Genomic DNA, 17,720 nt, shown 5'->3' with positions numbered 1-17,720 from the left:
TGCTACAGTCGCCATAGCACTTGTGTACGCCCCTTCAGGGCGCCGGTGCCAGTTCTCTCTCCATCAACCGTGTCACCCGCCGTTTCCGGCCGGTGCAGCGGTTTTCCCGCACCACCCGGGTCGACGGTCCCGTCCGTCGTGTCCGAGGTGATGTCCCGCCGCCCGAGGTGCGCCGTGCGCCCTCCCCTCGCGGCAGCTCCCCCTGACTCGCATGTCTCATGCCTTCCGTCCGTGAAAGGACCGGCCACCATGACCACCACTCTCGAACACCCTCCACTGCAACAGCGGCCCGCTGCCCGGATCGCCGCCGGTGTCCTCGACATCGACGCGAGCGGGAAGGGGCATCTGCGCCCCGCGGACTGCCTGCCCACCCCGGCCGACGTGCAGGTCCCGGCCGCGCTGATCCGCCGTCACCACCTGCGCAAGGGCGACCTCGTCGAGGGGGTGCGCGGCACCGCCCGCGCCCTGACCGAGGTCGTCCGCGTCGACGGCCGCCACCCCGACGCGCTGCGCGAGCGCCGTCACTTCCGCGACCTCACCCCCGTCCACCCGCACGAGCGGCTCCGCCTGGAGCACCCGGCGGCCGGCCTCGCCGGACGGATCGTGGACCTCGTCGCGCCGATCGGCAAGGGCCAGCGGGGACTGATCGTCGCGCCGCCCAAGACCGGCAAGACCGTCCTGCTCCAGCAGATCGCCGCCGCCGTCGCCGGCAACCACCCGGGGGCGCGGCTGATGGTCGTCCTGCTCGACGAGCGGCCCGAGGAGGTCACCGACATGCGGCGCTCGGTACGCGGCGAGGTGTACGCCTCGACGTTCGACCGGGCGCCCAAGGCGCACATCGCCCTCGCCGAACTCGTCGTCGAGCGGGCCAAGCGGTTCGTCGAGGCGGGCGAGGACGTCGTGATCCTCCTCGACTCGCTGACCCGGCTGTGCCGGGCCCACAACAACGCGGCCGCCGCCGGGGGCCGCACCCTCAGCGGCGGTGTCGACGCGACCGCGCTGATCGGCCCCAAGCGGTTCTTCGGCGCCGCGCGCGCGGCCGAGGAGGGCGGCTCGCTCACCGTCCTGGCCACCGCCCTGGTCGAAACCGGCTCCCGCGCCGACGACTTCTACTTCGAGGAGCTGAAGAGCACCGGGAACATGGAGCTGCGTCTCGACCGGGAACCGGCCTCGCGGCGTGTCTTCCCGGCCGTCGACATCACCGGCTCCGGCACCCGGCGCGAGGAACTCCTCTACTCCTCGGCCGAGTCGACCGCCGTACGGGGTCTGCGCCGGGCCCTCGCGCCGCGGGACGGCCGGGCGAACCTGGAGACGCTCCTGGAGCGGATGCGCGCGACCCCGGACAACGCGGCCTTCCTGCGACTCGTCCAGCCGACCCTGCCCGCCGGCTAGCCCCTGCCCGGCCGATCACCTCACGGGTGAACCTTCGCGGCCACAGCACCAGCGCCGCTCAGCTCTCACATCGTGACTCCACTCGCATAGGGCGGGGATCGGGCCGCGGGGGACGACACCACCCGTACAGGGACGCTAGTCGGGTACCTCGTCGGTACAGTCCGGGACCACAGACTCAGGCACAGGGATCGTCAGAGCGGGGCCTCCTAGTGGCGAAGCCGGTCGACGGCGGGACCAGCTGATGACGTGTCGCTGGGCGAGCTGCGCGGACAGAACCTCCTACCAGGGCCCGCACCCTCCGTCGTCGCCGCGCTCGCGAGGGTGGCTTGTGGGCCTCGGTGTTCGACGGGTACGGCAGGCGGTCGCCTCCGCGTCAGTGGGGGTGGTTTCTCGCGCAGAGCGCGTCTCACCGGTCAGGAGGTGTCGTCCCCCCGTCCGCTGGGGGGAACCCCGCGGCGTGCGGCATCCGGGTGCTCGCGTGTTCGTCTGCGGCACGGGCAGCACGGGGAACGCCGGGTTCCTTCCTAGGTTGATCGTATGACGATCGGATTCTCTTCCCGGACCGCCGCAACGGCCTGCGCGTTCTGTGTGGCGGGCGTGCTCGCCGTCGCCCCCGCCGCGGCCGTCGCCCCGGCCGACACCGGCCCAGCGGCACCCGCCGGACCCGGCCGGCCACGTGTGGCGGCGCCCCTGCCGTCGCAGTTGTACCGCTCAGGCACACAGGTCAGACCCCACCGCGGTGTCCCCGGGATCCCCGATGTCTCGGCCCTGTCCTGGCTGGTCGCCGACGCGGACTCCGGCGAGGTGCTCGCCGCCTCCGACGCGCATCGCCGGCTGCCGCCCGCCAGCACCCTCAAGACCCTGTTCGCCCTCACCGTGCTGCCTGTCCTGCCCGGCGAGGTCCGCCACCGGGTCAGCGAGGAGGAACTGGAGGGCATCGGCCCCGGCAGCAGCCTCGTCGGGGTGGCCGAAGGGCACACCTACCAGGTCGCCGACCTGTGGCGCGGGGTGTTCCTCAACTCCGGCAACGACGCCGTGCACGTCCTGGCGTCCCTCAACGGCGGCTGGCACACCACGGCCGACATGATGCAGGCGAAGGCACGTTCGCTGGGCGCGCTGGACACCCATGTGCTGTCGCCCGACGGATACGACACACCCGGCCAGGTGTCGTCCGCGTACGACCTGGCGGTGTTCGGCCGCGCGGGGCTGCGCAACCCGGACTTCGCGCGCTACTGCGCCACCGCGGAGGCGCAGTTCCCGGCGGACGGGGCGGGCGACGGGGACGGGTCCTACGGCATCGCCAACACCAACCGGCTGCTGACCGGCGCGGACGGCGTCGAGCCCTACCCGGGGCTGATCGGGATCAAGAACGGCTACACCAGCAACGCCGGCAACACCCTGGTCGCCGCCGCCCGTCACGGCGGCCGCACCCTCGTGGTGACCGTGATGAACCCGCAGGCGGGAGGCGGGTTCGCGGTCTACGAGGAGGCGCGCGAACTGCTCGACTGGGGGTTCGCCGCCGCCGGACGCGTCGACCCGGTGGGCTCGCTGGACGCGCTGCGGACCCGCCCCCGGCCCTGGCCCGGACCCCGGCCGGGCCCCGAGGCGCAGTCGGGCCCGGAGTCGCAGCCCGGTCCCGAGGCGCAGTCGGTGCCGGCCCCCGCCGCGACCGTGCCCACCCCCGTTCCCACCGGGCCGTCGCCCGCCCTGAGCGCACCCGCACACGTCACCGGCACACCCGTCACCTCCGCGTCCGGCACGAGCGCGCCCGCCCCCGCGCCGGTGGCGGGGACCCCGTTGGCCGCGACCCCCGCCGCCTCCGTCACCGCCGCGGACGACGCCTTTCCCGGTTGGCTCGAGGCCGTGCTGATCGCGGGCGCCGCCGCGCTGGGCGGTACCGCCGTGGCACTCGTGCTGCGGCTCGTCGCCCGGCGCCCAACGGGGAGGTGACCGGCGGGGACGTGACCGACGGGCAGCCACACCAGCAGACCGAGCGTGATCCACGTGTACGTGTTGCTGCCGAGGAAGCCGTCGACACCGGACGCGTCGTCGAACCACAGCCACACCACGCTCGTGCACAGCACCGCGTACAGGGCGCCCGCGACCCGTGGGCGCCCGGCGCGGATCAGGACTGCGAAGGACGGCAGCAGCCAGACCAGGTGGTGCACCCAGGTCACGGGGCTGACCAGACACGCGGTCAGACCGGTGAGGGCGAAAGCCGCCCGCCAGTCCCCCACGGCGCCCGCCCGGCCGGCCCGCCGTGCCCAGCAGCACAGCACCAGCAGGACCAGCACCGCCCAGACGGCACGGCTCTCCACGCCCAGCCGCGCCAGGACGCCCTGGAGCGACTGGTTCGAGACGTAGTCCAGTCGGCCCACGCGGGTGGTGTCCCACAGCGCCCGGGTCCAGTAGAAACGCGAGACCTCCGGGGCGGCCAGCGCCGCGAGCGCCGTGGCGGCGGCCGCCACCCCCGTGGCCACCGCCGCCGCCCGCCACCGGCGGGTGACCAGCAGCAGGCCGATGAACAGCGCGGGCGTGAGCTTGACCGCCGCGGCGAGACCGATGCCCGCCCCGGCCCAGCGGGGGCGCCCGCTCGCGAGCAGCCGGGCGTCGGTCAGCACGAGCGCGAGCAGCAGCAGGTTGACCTGGCCGAAGCTGAACGTGTCGCGCAGCGGTTCGAACAGCGCCAGGGCGCACGCGGCGAGGCCGGCGCCGTACCAGCCGTACCGGCGCCACCCGGGACCGGCCCACAGCCGCGCCGCCGCGGCCAGCGCCGCCAGGTTGAGCAGCAGGGCGGTGACGGTCGCGGTGCCCGGCCCGACCAGGGCCATCGGCAGCATGAGGACGGCCGCGAAGGGAGGGTAGGTGAAACCGTACGGCGTCCCCGGCACCCGGTAGTCGTAGACCTGACCGCCGCCGTGGACCCAGCTGTTGACGGTGCCGTAGTAGACGCGCAGGTCGAACCAGTCGCGCAGCAGCGGCACGGTGGCGGTGAAGACGGTGACGGCGGCGGCCAGCGCGAGGAGCAGCAGGACCCGGCCCCGGTCGGTGCCGGGCGGTCGCGGGCCCCGGACCCGGTCGAGGCTCATGCCGTACGCCCCAGGGTCCCGGGGCCCCGGGCGGCGAGGTGCGCCTGCCACAGGACCACCATGGCGAGCGCGCCCCCGCAGCAGGCCAGGACCAGGCGGCCCGGGTCGGCGGGACCGCCGTCGGGCAGGACGGCGAGGCCGAGGACCCCCGCCACGGCGGCCGTGCGGTGACGTGTCAGCGTGTCAGGGGCCGCTGCGGCGATCAGGAACAGGCCCCACAGGGCGTACCAGGGGCGGATCGCCGGGCCGAACGCGGCCACCGTGGCGAGGCTCAGACCGAGCGCGTACACCGGGCGCGGGCGCAGCCGCCACCAGATGACGACGAGGACGACGGCGGTGTCCGCGAGGCCCAGGACGTGCCAGACGGGTATCGCCAGCGGCGCCAGATCGCTGCCCAGGCCCTCCAGGAGCGCGCGGGTGGCCCGGCCCAGCAGGCTGGTGAGCGCCCAGTTGTGCGCGGAGACGGGTGTGTCCAGGGCCGCGATCCAGCCGTAGCCGGTGCCCGCGACGACGGTGGCGAGGACCGTGGTGGCGGCGGACGCGGCGCCCGTCGTCAGCAGGGTGGGGACGGGACGCCGGCCCGCGCGCAGCTGGAGGACCACGACGGCGACGAGCCCCAGCGCCGCGGGGGCCTTGACCAGGGCGGCCAGCGTGACGAGCACGGCCCCGAGCACGGGGCGCCGGCCGAGCGCGGCGACCAGGCCGACGCCGAGCAGACCCAGCATGATCGCGTCGTTGTGGGCGCCCGCCACCAGGTGCAGGAGCACCAGCGGATTGAGCACGCCCAGCCAGAGCGCGGCGGCCGGGTCCGCTCCGCTGTGCCGGGCCAGGCGGGGCAGGGCGGCCGTCATCAGCGCCACCCCGGCCAGCGCGACGCACCGCATGCCGAGCAGCCCGGCGTGCAGGGCGCCCCGGGTCAGCCCGGACAGGGCGGCCGCGACGGCGAGGAAGACGGGGCCGTACGGGGCGCCGGTGTTCCGCCACAGCGGCGCGACCTCGTCGGCGAGCGGGCCGCCGAGCCGGGCCGGGCCGTGTGCGTACACGTCGAGGTGCGCGTCGACCATGGCGCCCTGGGCCAGATAGCTGTACACGTCCCTGCTGAACAGCGGCGGTGCGATCAGCAAGGGCGCCGCCCAGACCGCGAGGACCAGGACGAGGGCGCGCGGGGCGGGCGGATCGTCGCCGCGCACCAAGGTGCCCAGCAGGATCCAGGCAGCGGTCAGCAGCACCAGACCGAAGTACACCCCGACCAGGCCGAGCACGGCGTGCGCCGAGGACGGGGCGAGGAGTTCACGGGCGGGCAGCGCGCCGGCCGTCTCGCCGCCGAGCGCGAGACAGGCCGTGCCGGCCAGTCCGAGTACCTGGCAGCGACGGAGGTCGACGGGGAAAGCCTTGGCCAACACTCCGTCATGGTTTCCGCCCCGGGTGGCCGGGGAGCGACGGCGTGCCTGCGGGGCGGCGGCGCACGCGTGACCGACGTGTGCGTCTCCCGCACCGCGGAGTCTCGGACCGGGAAGGCCCCGGGATGCGAGGGGACGGTCAGAACACCGACAGGCCGGTGAGCGTGGTGAAGCGGTCCAGGGCGGCCACCCCGGCCACCGAGTTGCCCCGTTCGTCCAGGCCGGGGCTCCACACGCACAGGGTGCAGCGGCCCGGTACGACCGCGATGATGCCGCCGCCCACCCCGCTCTTGCCGGGCAGCCCGACCCGGTAGGCGAACTCGCCGGCCGCGTCATAGGTGCCGCAGGTCAGCATGACGGCGTTGACCTGCTTGGCCTGGCTGCGGGTGAGCAGCCGGGTGCCGTCGGCGCGGACCCCGTGCCGGGCCAGGAAGCCGGTGGCCAGGGCGAGGTCGGCGCAGGAGGCGGTCAGGGAGCACTGGCGGAAGTACTGGTCCAGCAGGACCGGCACGGCGTTGTCGATGTTGCCGTACGACGCCATGAAATGGGCGAGGGCGGCGTTGCGGTCGCCGTGCAGCGACTCGGAGGCGGCCACGTCCTCGTCGAAGTCGAGGCCGGGGTTGCCGCTCTCGGCGCGCAGGAACGCACGCAGTTCACCCGCCGCGTCGCCGGTACGGGTGTGGAGGCGGTCGGTGACCACCAGCGCTCCCGCGTTGATGAACGGATTGCGGGGGATGCCGTTCTCGTACTCCAGCTGCACCAGGGAGTTGAAGGGGTTGCCCGACGGTTCGCGGCCGACGTGCTCCCAGAGTTCGTCCCCCTCGCGGGCCAGGTCGAGGGCGAGGGTGAACACCTTGGTGAGGGACTGGGTGGAGAACGGTACCCGCCAGTCCCCCACCCCGTGCACCGTGCCGTCCAGCTCGGCGACGGCCATGCCGAAGCGGCGCGGGTCGCAGGCCGCGAGCGCCGGGATGTAGTCGGCGGGGCGGCCCCGGCCCGGGGTGCGCTCCATCTCCTCGGCGATGCGCTCCAGGACCGGCTGGAAGGCGTGGGACGACGTCGCTGTCATGATCGCTATTGTGCCTCCGTGCCGGTCCCGGCCCGTCGTGGCCGACGGGGCGCGGGAGGGCGGTCGTCGGACGGGGTCGTCGGACGGGGACGTCAGACGAGGGGTGCTCCGCTGCCCGCCAGGACCTCGGGGCGCAGCAGGTCGGCGAGCCGCTCGGCCGGGAGCAGCCCCTTCTCCAGGACGAGTTCGGCGACGCCCCGGCCGGTGCGCAGGGCCTCCTTGGCGATGTCGGTCGCGGCCGTGTACCCGATGTGCGGGTTCAGGGCGGTGACCAGGCCGATGGAGTTCTCGACGCTCGCCCGCAGCGCCTCGGTGTTGGCGGTGATGCCGTCCACACAGCGTTCGGCGAGGGTGAGGCAGGCGGCGCGCAGATGGGTGATGGACTCCGACAGGGAGTGCAGGATGATCGGCTCGAACGCGTTGAGCTGGAGCTGTCCGGCCTCGGCGGCCATGGTGATGGTGACGTCGTTGCCGATCACCTCGAAGGCGACCTGGTTGACGACCTCGGGGATCACCGGGTTGACCTTGCCCGGCATGATCGACGAACCGGCCTGGACCGGCGGCAGGTTGATCTCGCCGAGACCGGCGCGCGGACCGGAGGACAGCAGCCGCAGGTCGTTGCAGCTCTTGGAGAGCTTCACCGCGACCCGCTTCAGCACGCCGGACATCTGGACGAACGCACCGCAGTCCTGGGTGGCCTCGACCAGGTTGGCGGCGGTGACGAGCGGGAGGCCGGTGATCTCGGCGAGGTGGCGGCGGGCCGCCTCGGCGTACCCGACGGGAGCATTGAGGCCAGTGCCGATGGCCGTGGCCCCCAGATTGATCTCATGGATCAACTGGACGGCCTCGTCAAGACGGTTGCGGTCCTCCTCAATCATGACGGCGTAGGCCGAGAACTCTTGACCGAGCGTCATGGGGACCGCGTCCTGCAACTGTGTACGGCCCATCTTGAGCACATCACGGAACTCGACGGCCTTACGGGCGAAGGCGTCCTGTAGTACGGACATCGCCTTGAGCAGTCCACGTACCGCGAAGACAGTCGCTATCTTGACGGCGGTCGGGTAGACGTCATTGGTGGACTGCCCGAGGTTGACGTCCTCGTTGGGGTGCAGGTGCCGGTACTCCCCCTTCGGGTGCCCGAGCAACTCCAGCGCCCGGTTGGCGACCACCTCGTTGGCGTTCATGTTGGTCGAGGTGCCCGCGCCGCCCTGGACGACGTCGACGACGAACTGCTCGTGCAGTTTGCCCGAGCGGATCTCGCGGCAGGCGGCGACGATGGCGGCCGCCTTGGCCGGCGCGAGCAGCCCCAGTTCCTCGTTGGCGAGGGCGGCGGCCTCCTTGACGGCGGCGAGGGCGTCGATGAGGTGCGGGTAGGCGGAGATCGGCGTCCCGGTGATCGGGAAGTTCTCCGTGGCGCGCAGGGTGTGGACACCCCAGTACGCGTCGGCGGGAACGTCCCGGTCCCCGAGGAGATCGTGTTCGCTGCGGGTGACGACGGCGGTCATGAGGGTGCGCCTCTTTCCGAGGTGAGGGTGAGGGTGAGGGTGAAGGTGAGGAAGCGAAGTGCGGGTGAGCGACGGGCGGTGCGTACGGGACGGCGCCGCGGCTGCCCCGGGAGGGCTACGCCGCTGCCGGGTGTCGGCGTGAGGCGGTGCGCCCGCCGGGTGGTGCCGCCGGACCGGGGGCTCGCGGGGTGGCACGGTGAGGCGGCGAGCCCGCGGGGTCGTTCCGCCGGACGGCGAACCTGACGCGAGGTGCCGTGGGACGGGAGCCCGCGGGGTGGTGCCGGCTCGGGCGGTACGGGGTGTCGTCCGCCCGAGCCGGTGGGGCACCGTCGCGGTGGTGACCGCGACGGCGGTACGGAGGGCCGGACGCGGGCCTGTGCGTGGCCCTCGACCCCGCCGCGGGGACCGCGTCCGGCGGTGCGCCGGTGACCACCGCGCACACCCGGTGGTCACCGGAGACCGTCAGGCGCAGGCCCGGACGGTGACCGGGTCCAGCGCGTGTGCCGGGCGCACGCAGCCGACGGGTTCGCCGCCGCCGAGGAGGGGCTCGCCCGCGAACCGGGTGAGGAGCCCCGGGTCGACACCGGCCCGGACGAGGGCCGCCGCGGTGACCGGGACACGCGCGCGGTTCGCACCGTCGGAGATCTTGACGGCTACGGCCCGGCCGTCCGGGAGCGCGGCCACCTCGACGCCCTCGAAGCCGTCCTTGGCCAGCAGGCCGGGGACGGCCCGCATCAGTTCGGCCACGTCCCGGCCGGCGCCGGAGGCCATCTCTGGGTGCGCGCGCATCGCGTCGGCCACCCGCGCCTCGGGGGTGCCGGGCGCGGAGGTGGTGATGCGGGCGGCGGCCCGGGCGAGGCCGTGCAGCGAGACGGAGAACAGGGGCGCACCGCAGCCGTCGACGGTGACACGGGCGATCCGCTGGCCGGTGAGGTCCTCGACGATCTCGGCGATCGCCTGCTGGAGCGGATGCGCCGGATCGAGGTAGCCGTCCAGGGACCAGCCGTTGAGCGCGCAGGTGTAGAGCATGGCCGCGTGCTTGCCCGAGCAGTTCTGGGCCAGCCGGGAGGGCTCGCGGCCGTCCCGTATCCAGCCGTCGCGCACGGCGGGGTCGTACGGCAGGTCCGTGACGTTGCGCAGCGCGTCCTGCGGGACGCCCGCCAGCTCGAGGATGCGGCGGGTCCCGGCGAGGTGGCGTTCCTCGCCGGAGTGGCTGGCGGCGGCGAGCGAGAGCAGTTCGCCGTCGAGCGGCAGTCCGGCCCGGACCATGGCGACGGCCTGGACGGGCTTGAGCGCGGAGCGCGGGTAGAAGGCGGCCTCGATGTCGCCGAGCTGGAGCTCGGTCGTGCCGTCCGCGCCGAGGACGACGACGGAGCCGTAGTGGATGCCCTCGGTCACCCCGCCGCGGACCAGCCGGGCGACGGGTGCGTGGAGGGGTTCGCGGATCGCGGGGGCGTCGGCGAGGGAACTGCTGTACATCACTGCCTGTATCGCTGGTGGGTGGTCGGCGGCCGGCGACGGGGTCACGCGTCGGCCTTGGAGGAGGTGCGGGAGAGGTTGCGGCGGACGGCGTACCACCCGGCGACCAGGGCCGCGACGATGAGCGGCAGACAGAGCACGGTGGTGCGTCCGGCGCCGCCGTCGGCGTACATGAGGACCAGGACCGAGGCGAGGAAGAAGAGCGTCACGAGCTCGGTCCAGGGCGAACCCGGCAGCCGGTAGTCCGGGCGGGTCAGGTCGCCCTTCTGGGTGCGCTGCCAGAAGAGCAGGTGACAGATCATGATCATGCCCCAGGTGGAGAGGATGCCGATCGCCGCGAAGTTCAGGACGATCTCGAAGGCGTCCGCCGGGACCACGAAGTTGAGGCCGACGCCCAGGACACAGATACCGCTGGTGAGGAGGATGCCGCCGTACGGGACCTGGCTGCGGCTCATCCGGCCGGTGAACTTCGGGGCGGAGCCGGACATCGCCATGGAGCGCAGGATGCGGCCGGTGGAGTACAGGCCCGAGTTCAGGGAGGACATGGCTGCGGTGAGGACGACGAGGTTCATCACCCCGCCCGCCGCGGGCACGCCGATGTTGGAGAGGACCGTCACGAAGGGGCTCTCGCCGGACGTGTACTTGTTCCACGGCAGCAGCATCGACAGCAGGACGACCGAGCCGACGTAGAACAGGCCCACGCGCCACATGATCGAGTTGATCGCCTTGGGCATGATCTTCTCGGGGTTCTCGGTCTCACCGGCGGCGACGCCGACCAGCTCGACGGAGGCGTAGGCGAAGACGACGCCCTGGATGATCAGCAGCATGGGCAGCAGGCCGCTGGGGAAGATGCCGCCGTTGTCGGTGATGAGGGAGGGGCCGGGGGTGGCGCCGTCCACCGGGTGCTGTGTGACCAGCAGGAAGATGCCGATACACATGAAGATCACCAGTGCGCTGACCTTGACGATGGCGAACCAGAACTCCAGTTCGCCGAAGATCTTCACCGAGATGAGGTTCACGGTGAGGACCACGGCCAGGGCGATGAGCGCGATCACCCACTGGGGTATGTCGGAGAACATGCCCCAGTAGTGGGTGTAGGTGGCCACCGCGGTGATGTCGGCGATACCGGTGGTGGCCCAGTTCAGGAAGTACATCCAGCCGGCCGTGTAGGCGCCCTTCTCGCCCATGAACTCGCGGGCGTAGGACACGAAGGCGCCGGAGGACGGCCGGTACAGGACGAGTTCGCCGAGGGCGCGCACCACGAGGAAGGCGAAGAGTCCGCAGACCGCGTAGGCGATGAAGAGGGAGGGTCCGGCGTCGGCGAGCCGGCCACCGGCGCCGAGGAAGAGTCCGGTGCCGATGGCGCCGCCGATGGCGATCATGTTGACATGGCGGGACTTCAGCGACTTGCTGTAGCCCTCGTCTCCGGCGTCGACGTGACGGGTCGAGGGGCGCGTCTCGTCTTTGAGGTGCTGGTCGCTCACGCCGCGGGTCCGCCTTCCAGGGGGGTGTCCGTGCGCGGGGCGCGCACGATGTCGGTGAGGGTCGTCTCGACGCGGTCGAGATGGTGGCTCATGGCCTCCACCGCGTCGGGCTCCGAACCGTCGATGAGTGCCTCGACGATCGCCCGGTGCTCGCGGTTGGACTGCTCGCGCCGTCCGCCCAGTTCGTTGAGGAAGGCCGACTGACGCGCCAGTGCGTCCCGGATCTCCTCGATGACCCGGCGGAACACCGGGTTCTGGGCGGCTTCGGCGACGGCCAGGTGGAACAGGGTGTCCATCGCGACCCAGGCCGTGGTGTCCGTCTCCCGCTCCATGCGGTCGAGCAGATGGGCCAGGTGGTCCAGGTTCTCGGGGGTGCGGCGCAGGGCCGCGTACCCGGCGACGGGGATCTCCACGTGCCGGCGCACCTCGAGGAGGTCGCTGGCCGCGTAGTCGCCGAAGGTGGGGTCCTCCACGGTGTTCGCGATCACAAAGGTGCCTTTGCCCGTCTTGGCGACGGTCAGGCCCATCGTCTGGAGGGCGCGCAGGGCCTCCCGCAGGACGGGCCGTGAGACCTCGAGGGTGCGGCAGAGCTCCGCCTCGGAAGGGAGCTTGTCACCGATGGCGTAGCGGCCGCGTTCGATGGCGCCGCGGAGGTGGGTGAGTACCGCTTCCATGGCGCTCACGCGCCGCGGCCCCGCACCACCTGTCTGGCTGTCTGACAGGTTCACGGGAGTGATACTCCGGGTGCGCGCCCGCCGCTGTCAAGACACGCCTGAAACAAGAAATTCAGGGGGCGGGAAGCCTGAAAGGCAACTTCCCGCCCCCTGAGGGGATTCACCGTGCGGCGCCGGCGGGCGGCGACTCGGGCGTCAGCTGTCGAGGACTCCGGCGGCCAGGAGCCCGAACAGCGCCACACCGACAACGAGCCGGTAGATGACGAACGCGTTGAAGGAGTGCTTGGCGACGAACTTCAGCAGCCAGGCGATGGAGGCGTAGGCGACGACGAACGACACGGCCGTGCCGACGGCCAGCGGCGCTGCGCCCGCTCCCGTGCCCAGCGCGTCCTTCAGCTCGTAGATGCCGGCGCCGGTCAGGGCGGGGATGCCGAGGAAGAACGACAGACGGGTGGCGGCCACCCGGTCCAGGTCGAGCATGAGGGCGGTGGACATGGTGGCGCCGGAGCGGGAGAAGCCGGGGAAGAGCAGGGCGAGGATCTGCGAGCTGCCGACCAGCATCGCGTCCTTGAACGAGGTGTCTCCCTCGCCGCGCTTGTGACGGCCCATCTGGTCCGCGGCCCACATGACGCCGCTGCCGACGATCAGGGAGCCCGCGACCACCCAGAGGGAGGCCAGGGGTCCCTCGATGAGGGGCTTCGCGGCGAGGCCGACGACGACGATCGGGATGGTCGCGTAGATCACCCACCAGGCGAACTTGTAGTCGTGGTGGTGACGCTCCTCACGGCTGCGCAGTCCCCGGAACCAGGCCGAGACGATCCGCACGATGTCCTTGCGGAAGTACACGAGCACGGCCGCGATCGCCCCGACCTGGATGACGGCCGAGAACCCGACGACGGCGTCGTCGTCGACCGGGATGCTCATCAGGCCCTCGGTGATCTTCAGATGGCCCGTGGAGGAGACGGGGAGGAACTCGGTCACTCCCTCGACGGCTCCGAGGACGACGGCTTGGCCGACGGAGATGGCGCTCATGGAATCCAGTTCTGAGAAGACGAATGTGTCGACAGCGTTGTAGACGTTCCGGTGTCAGGCACAGTCCTACCAGGCGGGGAGCCGACGGGACCGCCTAGGACCACGCCCACGCGCCGATCGCGAGACCGGCGGACGCGGCGCCGAGACCCAGCACGACGCTCGCCACGGCGTTGACGGCCGCGTAGAGGCCCGCTCCGGTCTCGGTCAGCCGTAGTGTCTCGTACGAGAACGTGGAGTACGTCGTCAGCGCCCCGCAGAGGCCGGTCCCCAGGAACAACCGCAGGTCGGAGCCGACGGCGGTCGCTCCGGCCAGGGTGCCGAGGATCAGACAGCCGGTGACGTTGACGACGAAGGTCCCCCACGGGAAGAGCGAGTCGTGCCGGGACTGCACCGCACGGTCGGTCAGATAGCGCAGCGGGGCGCCGATCATGCCACCGGCGACGACCACCAGCCAGTTCACAACGACCTCTTACCCTTCGTGTCCGTATCGCCCCGGTTCGCTCCACGGCCCACGTACCGGATGACCTCACAGGGATCGAGGGTCACCATGCCCTCCGTGACCAGCTCGTCCAGCTCGGGCAGGAAGGCCCGCACGCGCTCCTCCGTGTCCACGACGACGACCGCGACCGGCATGTCCTCGCTCAGCGAGAGCAGCCGGGACGTGTGGATCAGCGAGGAGGCGCCGAAGCCCTCGATGCCGCGGAAGACGCTGGCGCCCGCGAGACCGGCCGCGTGCGCGCGGTGCACGATCTCCGTGTACAGGGGCTTGCGGTGCCAGGTGTCGTTCTCGCCGACGAAGACGGTCAGCCGCAGGGCATTGCCGGTCAGCCTGGTCATCGGAGCCTCCACTCGAGAGCGCGGCGGGTCGCCGCGGCCGCCAGCCACACCGCGAGGAGCGCCGCCGACAGGGTGGCGGCGAGATAGGCGAGGGCCGTACCGGGCCGGCCCTCGCCGAACAGCTGCCGGATGTCGACGGCATAGGTGGAGAACGTGGTGAAGCCGCCCAGCACCCCGGTGCCGAAGAACGGCCGCACCAGCCGGTGGACCCGCACCGCCTCGGTGATCAGCACGAGGAAGCACCCGATCACCGCGCAGCCGACGACGTTCACCCAGAACGTGGTCCAGGGGAAGTGGCCGCCCGGGGTGGGCCACCACAGCGAGGCCGCGTACCGGGCGGCGGCACCGATCCCACCGCCGACCGCCACGACGGCGACCACCGGGAGCTGCCCCTGCCCGCCGGTCCGGCGCGCGGCACCGGTACGCAGGCTCTCGGCCTCCGGAGCTGTCATGTCGTACGTCTCCTGCCCGGGCCGGGGTCACCCGCCTCGCCGGAGTGATCACGACCGGGCACCAGCCTAGCGCCGGGTCAGCAGGTCACGGTGCCTCGCAGACCGCGATGCCCCGCTCGGCGAGGCTGCCGAGGACCAGCCGGCCGCCGGTCTCGCAGACGCTCGTGACCATACGGAACCCGGAGCGGCGGCGGGTGAGGTGGTGGACGATCCGGCCGTCGTCGTCGACGGCGAGGACGCCCGCGGTACCGGACGGGCGATAGGGCGCGCTCCGGGCGAGGCGGGCGGCACGGCGGCGGACCGCGGGGCCGGCGCGGTGCAGCAGGTCGAGCGGGGGGACGCGCGGGCCGGCCAGCGCCACCCAGACCGGGCCGTCCGGCGCGCCGCGCCACAGGTTGTCCGGGTAGCCGGGCAGGTCCTCGACGAGGGACTCGGCCCGGCCCGCCCGGGGGCCGGTGAGGCCGTAGCGGGTGAGGCGGCGGGCGCCGGTCTCGGCGACGATCAGGAAGGAGTCGTCGGCGCCGCGCGCCAGACCGTTGGCGAACTGGAGCCCCTCCAGGACGACTTCGGCCTCCCGGGCGCCCGGCTCCAGACGCAGCAGGCGTCCGGTGCCGGTGTGTTCGACGAGGTCGCCCATCCAGTCCCGCAGGGGATGGACCCGGCTGGAGACGGTGAAGTACACGGTCCCGTCGGGCAGGGCGACGACGTTGCTGCAGAACCGCAGCCGCTCCCCCGCCGCCGACCCGGTCAGGACGCGGGCCTTCCCGGTGCCGCCGCCGAGGTCGACGTGCAGCAGCGCGCCGTCGGCGCTGCACACCAGCAGGTCGCCGTCCGGGAGGAGTTCGAGACCGAGGGGCCGTCCGTCGATCTCGGCGACCTGCTCCACGCGGGGCGCGGACGGGTCGTCCAGGCCGTCGACCCGCAGGATCCGCCCGTCCGCCACCCCGGTCAGCACGCGCCCCGCGGGGTCGGCGACGACGTCCTCGGGTCCGTGTCCCGGGAGGGTGAGGTACCTGAGGGGGACGAGGGGGGTCCGACGGTCCATGGGGTTCGCCCTTCCTTGGGGAGGCGGCCATCCTCCCAGGCGGGGCCGTGGCCGGCTCGTGCCGGACGTGGACTTTCCGTCGCCGGGCCGTGCGCCGGGCGTTGCCGCGGCCCCGCGCCGTGTTCGCCGGCGTCCGCTACCAGCCCTTCTCGAACATGCGCGCCACTTCGGCTATGCGCATCTCGTCGCGCCGGTAGTAGGTGCGGCGCCCGATCCGCTTGGCGCGCAGCAGGCCGATGCCCGCGAGCAGCGTGAGGTGGGTGCTCGCCACCTGGCGGCGCACGCCCAGTTTGGTCGCGACGCCGTCCACCGTGACGCCGTCCTCGACGAGGTCGCCGTGTCGTTGCGGTGGGAAGTGCCGGGCCGGCTCCTTCAGCCACTCCAGGATGTCCAGTCGCCTCTCGCTCACGGGAGTCGTCAGCATCGTCGTCCCCTCTGTCCCGTCGGTCGGGGCTCCCTCGGACCGCGTCTTCCCACTCTTCCGCAGCGGGGGCCACCGTGTCCCGTACTCCGCGCCCCTTGGCCTGGATCCAACACCCCTGTGGCACAAGGGTGTTCGTCGCAGACCGGACGGGAGACGGTCAGGGGCCCGGCCGCAGGAGGCGGCCGGGCCCTTGTCACCGGGACGGAGGATCAGGTGATCAGCGGTGCGCGAACCACGCCATGGAGGACAGCGCCCGGTCGTCGAAGCCGAACAGGGCCTGGTTCTCCCAGCCGTTGCCGGAGCTCGCGTCGGCCGGGTCCCAGCCGTTGCCGGTGACGGCGGTCCAGGTCGCCTCCCAGTAGAAGACGCCGAGTCCGCGGCCGTTCGGGACGGCCTCCACGATGTTCGCCACGGCGTTCATCCAGGCGAGCTGGCCCGCGGCGGTCGCCGGGTAGCCGCCGACCAGTTCACCCGTGGTGTCGATCTGGTTGACGAGCGCATCGTCGCTGTCGAGGCGGAAGGGGTAGGCCGTCTCGGCGATGAAGACCGGCTTGGCGTAGCGGGAGGCCACGTCGTCGAGGGTGGTCTGCGCGGCGGCCAGTGAGCCGTGCCAGTAGCCGTAGTACGACAGGCCGATCAGGTCGTAGTTCACGCCGTACGTCTTGGCGCTGTCGAACCACCAGCGCACGGTGGCGTCGTCACCGGCGTTCGCCAGGTGCAGGGCGACCTGGGTGCCGGAGGAGACCGCCTTGGCCGCGCTGTAACCGGAGTTGAGCAGGCCGGCGAGCTGCGACCAGTTGTCGGTGGAGCCCTCGGACCACAGCATGCCGCCGTTGATCTCATTGCCGACCTGGACCATGTCCGCCGTGGTGCCCTGTGCCTTGAGGGCGTTCAGGACGTCGTAGGTGTGGTTGTAGACGTCCGTCTTCAGCTGGCTGTAGGAGTGGCCGGACCACGCGGCCGGCTTGGTCTGCTTGCCCGGGTCGGCCCAGGTGTCGGAGTAGTGGAAGTCGACCAGCAGCTTCATGCCGGAGGCCTTGATCCGCTTGGCGAGGGCGAGGGTGCGCGCCTTGTTGTTGTAGCCGTCGGCGGGGTTCACCCACACTTTCAGGCGCGCGTAGTTCATCCCGGCGCTCCTGAGGATGCCGACGGCGTCGCCTGCGGTGCCCGAGGCGGTCCGGTAGACACCGCCGAAGGCTTCGCTCTTGGGCAGGGACGAGATGTCGGCGCCCTTGACGGACAGGCCGGTCGAGCCCGAGGTGAAGGTCAGGTCGTCGACATTGATCCAGTTGCCCGCGTTCGCGTCACTGTTGACGCTGATGGTGCACTGGTTGTTGGTGACGTTGATCGACGTGACGATCCGTATCCAGTTGCTGGACGACACCGGCAGGTCGGTGCGCTGCTCGGCGCTGCCGCAGTTCTTCAGGGCCAGGTAGGCGGAGTTCTGGCCGCCTCCGGAGCGCACCCACGCGGTCAGCTTGTAGGCGCCGTTGGTGAGTCCGGACAGGTACTGGTACGTCTCGACCTTGTAGGCGGAGGCCGAGTAGTGGGAGAGCCGGTAACTGCCGCCGTGGCCGCCGGACTCGGTGAACGAGGCGGAGTTCTGTCCGGTCGCCGAGTACGTCGACCAGCCGGCCGGGGTCGCGGTGCCGGCGCCGTCGGTCTCGAAGCCGCCGTTGGTGAGGGTGGTGGCCGCCTGCGCCGTCTGGGCGGGCAGGGCGGTGAGGGCGAGCCCGGCGGCGAGCGGCAGGAGCAGTGCCCTGAGGGTGCGTCTGGGATGGAACATCGTCGTCCGTCGTCCCTTCGACGTGATGGGTGGGGTTCCCTCGTGGGGTGAG

15 protein-coding genes and 1 pseudogene are annotated in these 17,720 nt (G+C 72.3%); 2 read left to right on the top strand and 14 right to left on the bottom strand.

Annotation, left to right across the window (positions count from 1 at the left end; genetic code table 11):
• Nucleotides 1-138: 138 nt before the first annotated feature.
• Together rho and Saso_RS08825 are read left to right on the top strand one after the other, a co-directional pair.
• Nucleotides 139-1,392: a transcription termination factor Rho gene (gene rho, locus Saso_RS08830; RefSeq protein WP_372442411.1), complete on the top strand. Its 1,254-nt coding sequence runs from the start codon at nucleotides 139-141 to the stop codon at nucleotides 1,390-1,392.
• A gap of 537 nt (nucleotides 1,393-1,929) precedes the next feature.
• Nucleotides 1,930-2,835: pseudogene (locus tag Saso_RS08825) on the top strand (D-alanyl-D-alanine carboxypeptidase family protein); the annotation flags it as partial.
• Nucleotides 2,836-2,870: 35 nt separating this feature from the next.
• Here the strand turns inward: Saso_RS08825 and Saso_RS08820 are convergent.
• The 14 genes from Saso_RS08820 to Saso_RS08755 all read right to left on the bottom strand — a co-directional run bounded on the left by Saso_RS08820 (nucleotide 2,871) and on the right by Saso_RS08755 (nucleotide 17,668).
• Entirely contained in the window at nucleotides 2,871-4,481 is a 1,611-nt protein-coding gene (locus tag Saso_RS08820) for a glycosyltransferase 87 family protein (RefSeq protein ID WP_229901302.1), read from the bottom strand.
• Complete coding sequence (gene mptB, locus Saso_RS08815; RefSeq protein ID WP_189922523.1) at nucleotides 4,478-5,884, bottom strand: polyprenol phosphomannose-dependent alpha 1,6 mannosyltransferase MptB; 1,407 nt, start codon at nucleotides 5,882-5,884, stop codon at nucleotides 4,478-4,480. Before mptB ends, Saso_RS08820 begins: the two co-directional genes overlap by 4 nt.
• Before the next feature lie 136 nt (nucleotides 5,885-6,020).
• Nucleotides 6,021-6,950, bottom strand: coding sequence for a glutaminase (locus Saso_RS08810; protein ID WP_189922525.1), 930 nt, complete (start codon nucleotides 6,948-6,950; stop codon nucleotides 6,021-6,023).
• A gap of 92 nt (nucleotides 6,951-7,042) precedes the next feature.
• Nucleotides 7,043-8,455 carry an aspartate ammonia-lyase gene (gene aspA, locus Saso_RS08805; protein WP_189922528.1) on the bottom strand — a complete coding sequence of 471 codons (1,413 nt, stop codon included), beginning with the start codon at nucleotides 8,453-8,455 and terminating at the stop codon, nucleotides 7,043-7,045.
• A 462-nt stretch (nucleotides 8,456-8,917) separates the two neighbouring features.
• Nucleotides 8,918-9,934, bottom strand: coding sequence for an asparaginase (locus Saso_RS08800; RefSeq protein WP_189922530.1), 1,017 nt, complete (start codon nucleotides 9,932-9,934; stop codon nucleotides 8,918-8,920).
• A gap of 44 nt (nucleotides 9,935-9,978) precedes the next feature.
• Nucleotides 9,979-11,418, bottom strand: a complete 1,440-nt coding sequence (locus tag Saso_RS08795; RefSeq protein ID WP_189922532.1) for an amino acid permease — start codon at nucleotides 11,416-11,418, stop codon at nucleotides 9,979-9,981.
• Nucleotides 11,415-12,092, bottom strand: a complete 678-nt coding sequence (locus Saso_RS08790; protein ID WP_189922852.1) for a FadR/GntR family transcriptional regulator — start codon at nucleotides 12,090-12,092, stop codon at nucleotides 11,415-11,417. Before Saso_RS08790 ends, Saso_RS08795 begins: the two co-directional genes overlap by 4 nt.
• Before the next feature lie 195 nt (nucleotides 12,093-12,287).
• Nucleotides 12,288-13,124 (bottom strand): undecaprenyl-diphosphate phosphatase, encoded by an 837-nt coding sequence (locus Saso_RS08785; RefSeq protein ID WP_189922534.1) that lies wholly within the window; start codon nucleotides 13,122-13,124, stop codon nucleotides 12,288-12,290.
• Nucleotides 13,125-13,218: 94 nt separating this feature from the next.
• The gene (crcB, locus tag Saso_RS08780) at nucleotides 13,219-13,584 is read right to left on the bottom strand and encodes a fluoride efflux transporter CrcB (protein ID WP_189922536.1); all 366 of its coding nucleotides are present in this window, start codon (nucleotides 13,582-13,584) and stop codon (nucleotides 13,219-13,221) included.
• Nucleotides 13,581-13,961, bottom strand: coding sequence for a DUF190 domain-containing protein (locus tag Saso_RS08775; protein ID WP_189922538.1), 381 nt, complete (start codon nucleotides 13,959-13,961; stop codon nucleotides 13,581-13,583). Before Saso_RS08775 ends, crcB (Saso_RS08780) begins: the two co-directional genes overlap by 4 nt.
• Nucleotides 13,958-14,413: a fluoride efflux transporter CrcB gene (gene crcB, locus Saso_RS08770; RefSeq protein ID WP_189922540.1), complete on the bottom strand. Its 456-nt coding sequence runs from the start codon at nucleotides 14,411-14,413 to the stop codon at nucleotides 13,958-13,960. The genes Saso_RS08775 and crcB (Saso_RS08770) overlap by 4 nt, the downstream gene beginning before the upstream one ends.
• An 85-nt stretch (nucleotides 14,414-14,498) precedes the next feature.
• On the bottom strand, nucleotides 14,499-15,458 hold the full coding sequence (locus Saso_RS08765; RefSeq protein WP_189922542.1) for an SMP-30/gluconolactonase/LRE family protein: 960 nt from the start codon (nucleotides 15,456-15,458) through the stop codon (nucleotides 14,499-14,501).
• A gap of 136 nt (nucleotides 15,459-15,594) precedes the next feature.
• On the bottom strand, nucleotides 15,595-15,882 hold the full coding sequence (locus Saso_RS08760) for an ArsR/SmtB family transcription factor (protein WP_189922544.1): 288 nt from the start codon (nucleotides 15,880-15,882) through the stop codon (nucleotides 15,595-15,597).
• A gap of 217 nt (nucleotides 15,883-16,099) precedes the next feature.
• Complete coding sequence (locus Saso_RS08755; RefSeq protein WP_189922546.1) at nucleotides 16,100-17,668, bottom strand: glycoside hydrolase family 53 protein; 1,569 nt, start codon at nucleotides 17,666-17,668, stop codon at nucleotides 16,100-16,102.
• Between the last annotated feature and the right edge of the window lie 52 nt (nucleotides 17,669-17,720).

The organism is Streptomyces asoensis, from assembly GCF_016860545.1.
In the GTDB taxonomy this organism is placed as follows: domain Bacteria; phylum Actinomycetota; class Actinomycetes; order Streptomycetales; family Streptomycetaceae; genus Streptomyces; species Streptomyces asoensis.
This window is presented reverse-complemented; position numbering and strand designations above follow the sequence as displayed.

Bases quoted from the DNA above. Each gene is read 5' to 3' on its own strand.
- Saso_RS08820 (WP_229901302.1), bottom strand. From the start codon at position 4,481: ATGAGCCTCGACCGGGTCCGGGGCCCGCGACCGCCCGGCACCGACCGG.
- Saso_RS08810 (WP_189922525.1), bottom strand. From the start codon at position 6,950: ATGACAGCGACGTCGTCCCACGCCTTCCAGCCGGTCCTGGAGCGCATC.
- aspA (WP_189922528.1), bottom strand. From the start codon at position 8,455: ATGACCGCCGTCGTCACCCGCAGCGAACACGATCTCCTCGGGGACCGG.
- Saso_RS08800 (WP_189922530.1), bottom strand. From the start codon at position 9,934: ATGTACAGCAGTTCCCTCGCCGACGCCCCCGCGATCCGCGAACCCCTC.
- Saso_RS08790 (WP_189922852.1), bottom strand. From the start codon at position 12,092: ATGGAAGCGGTACTCACCCACCTCCGCGGCGCCATCGAACGCGGCCGC.
- Saso_RS08785 (WP_189922534.1), bottom strand. From the start codon at position 13,124: ATGAGCGCCATCTCCGTCGGCCAAGCCGTCGTCCTCGGAGCCGTCGAG.
- Saso_RS08775 (WP_189922538.1), bottom strand. From the start codon at position 13,961: ATGACCAGGCTGACCGGCAATGCCCTGCGGCTGACCGTCTTCGTCGGC.
- crcB (WP_189922540.1), bottom strand. From the start codon at position 14,413: ATGACAGCTCCGGAGGCCGAGAGCCTGCGTACCGGTGCCGCGCGCCGG.
- Saso_RS08765 (WP_189922542.1), bottom strand. From the start codon at position 15,458: ATGGACCGTCGGACCCCCCTCGTCCCCCTCAGGTACCTCACCCTCCCG.
- Saso_RS08760 (WP_189922544.1), bottom strand. From the start codon at position 15,882: ATGCTGACGACTCCCGTGAGCGAGAGGCGACTGGACATCCTGGAGTGG.
- Saso_RS08755 (WP_189922546.1), bottom strand. From the start codon at position 17,668: ATGTTCCATCCCAGACGCACCCTCAGGGCACTGCTCCTGCCGCTCGCC.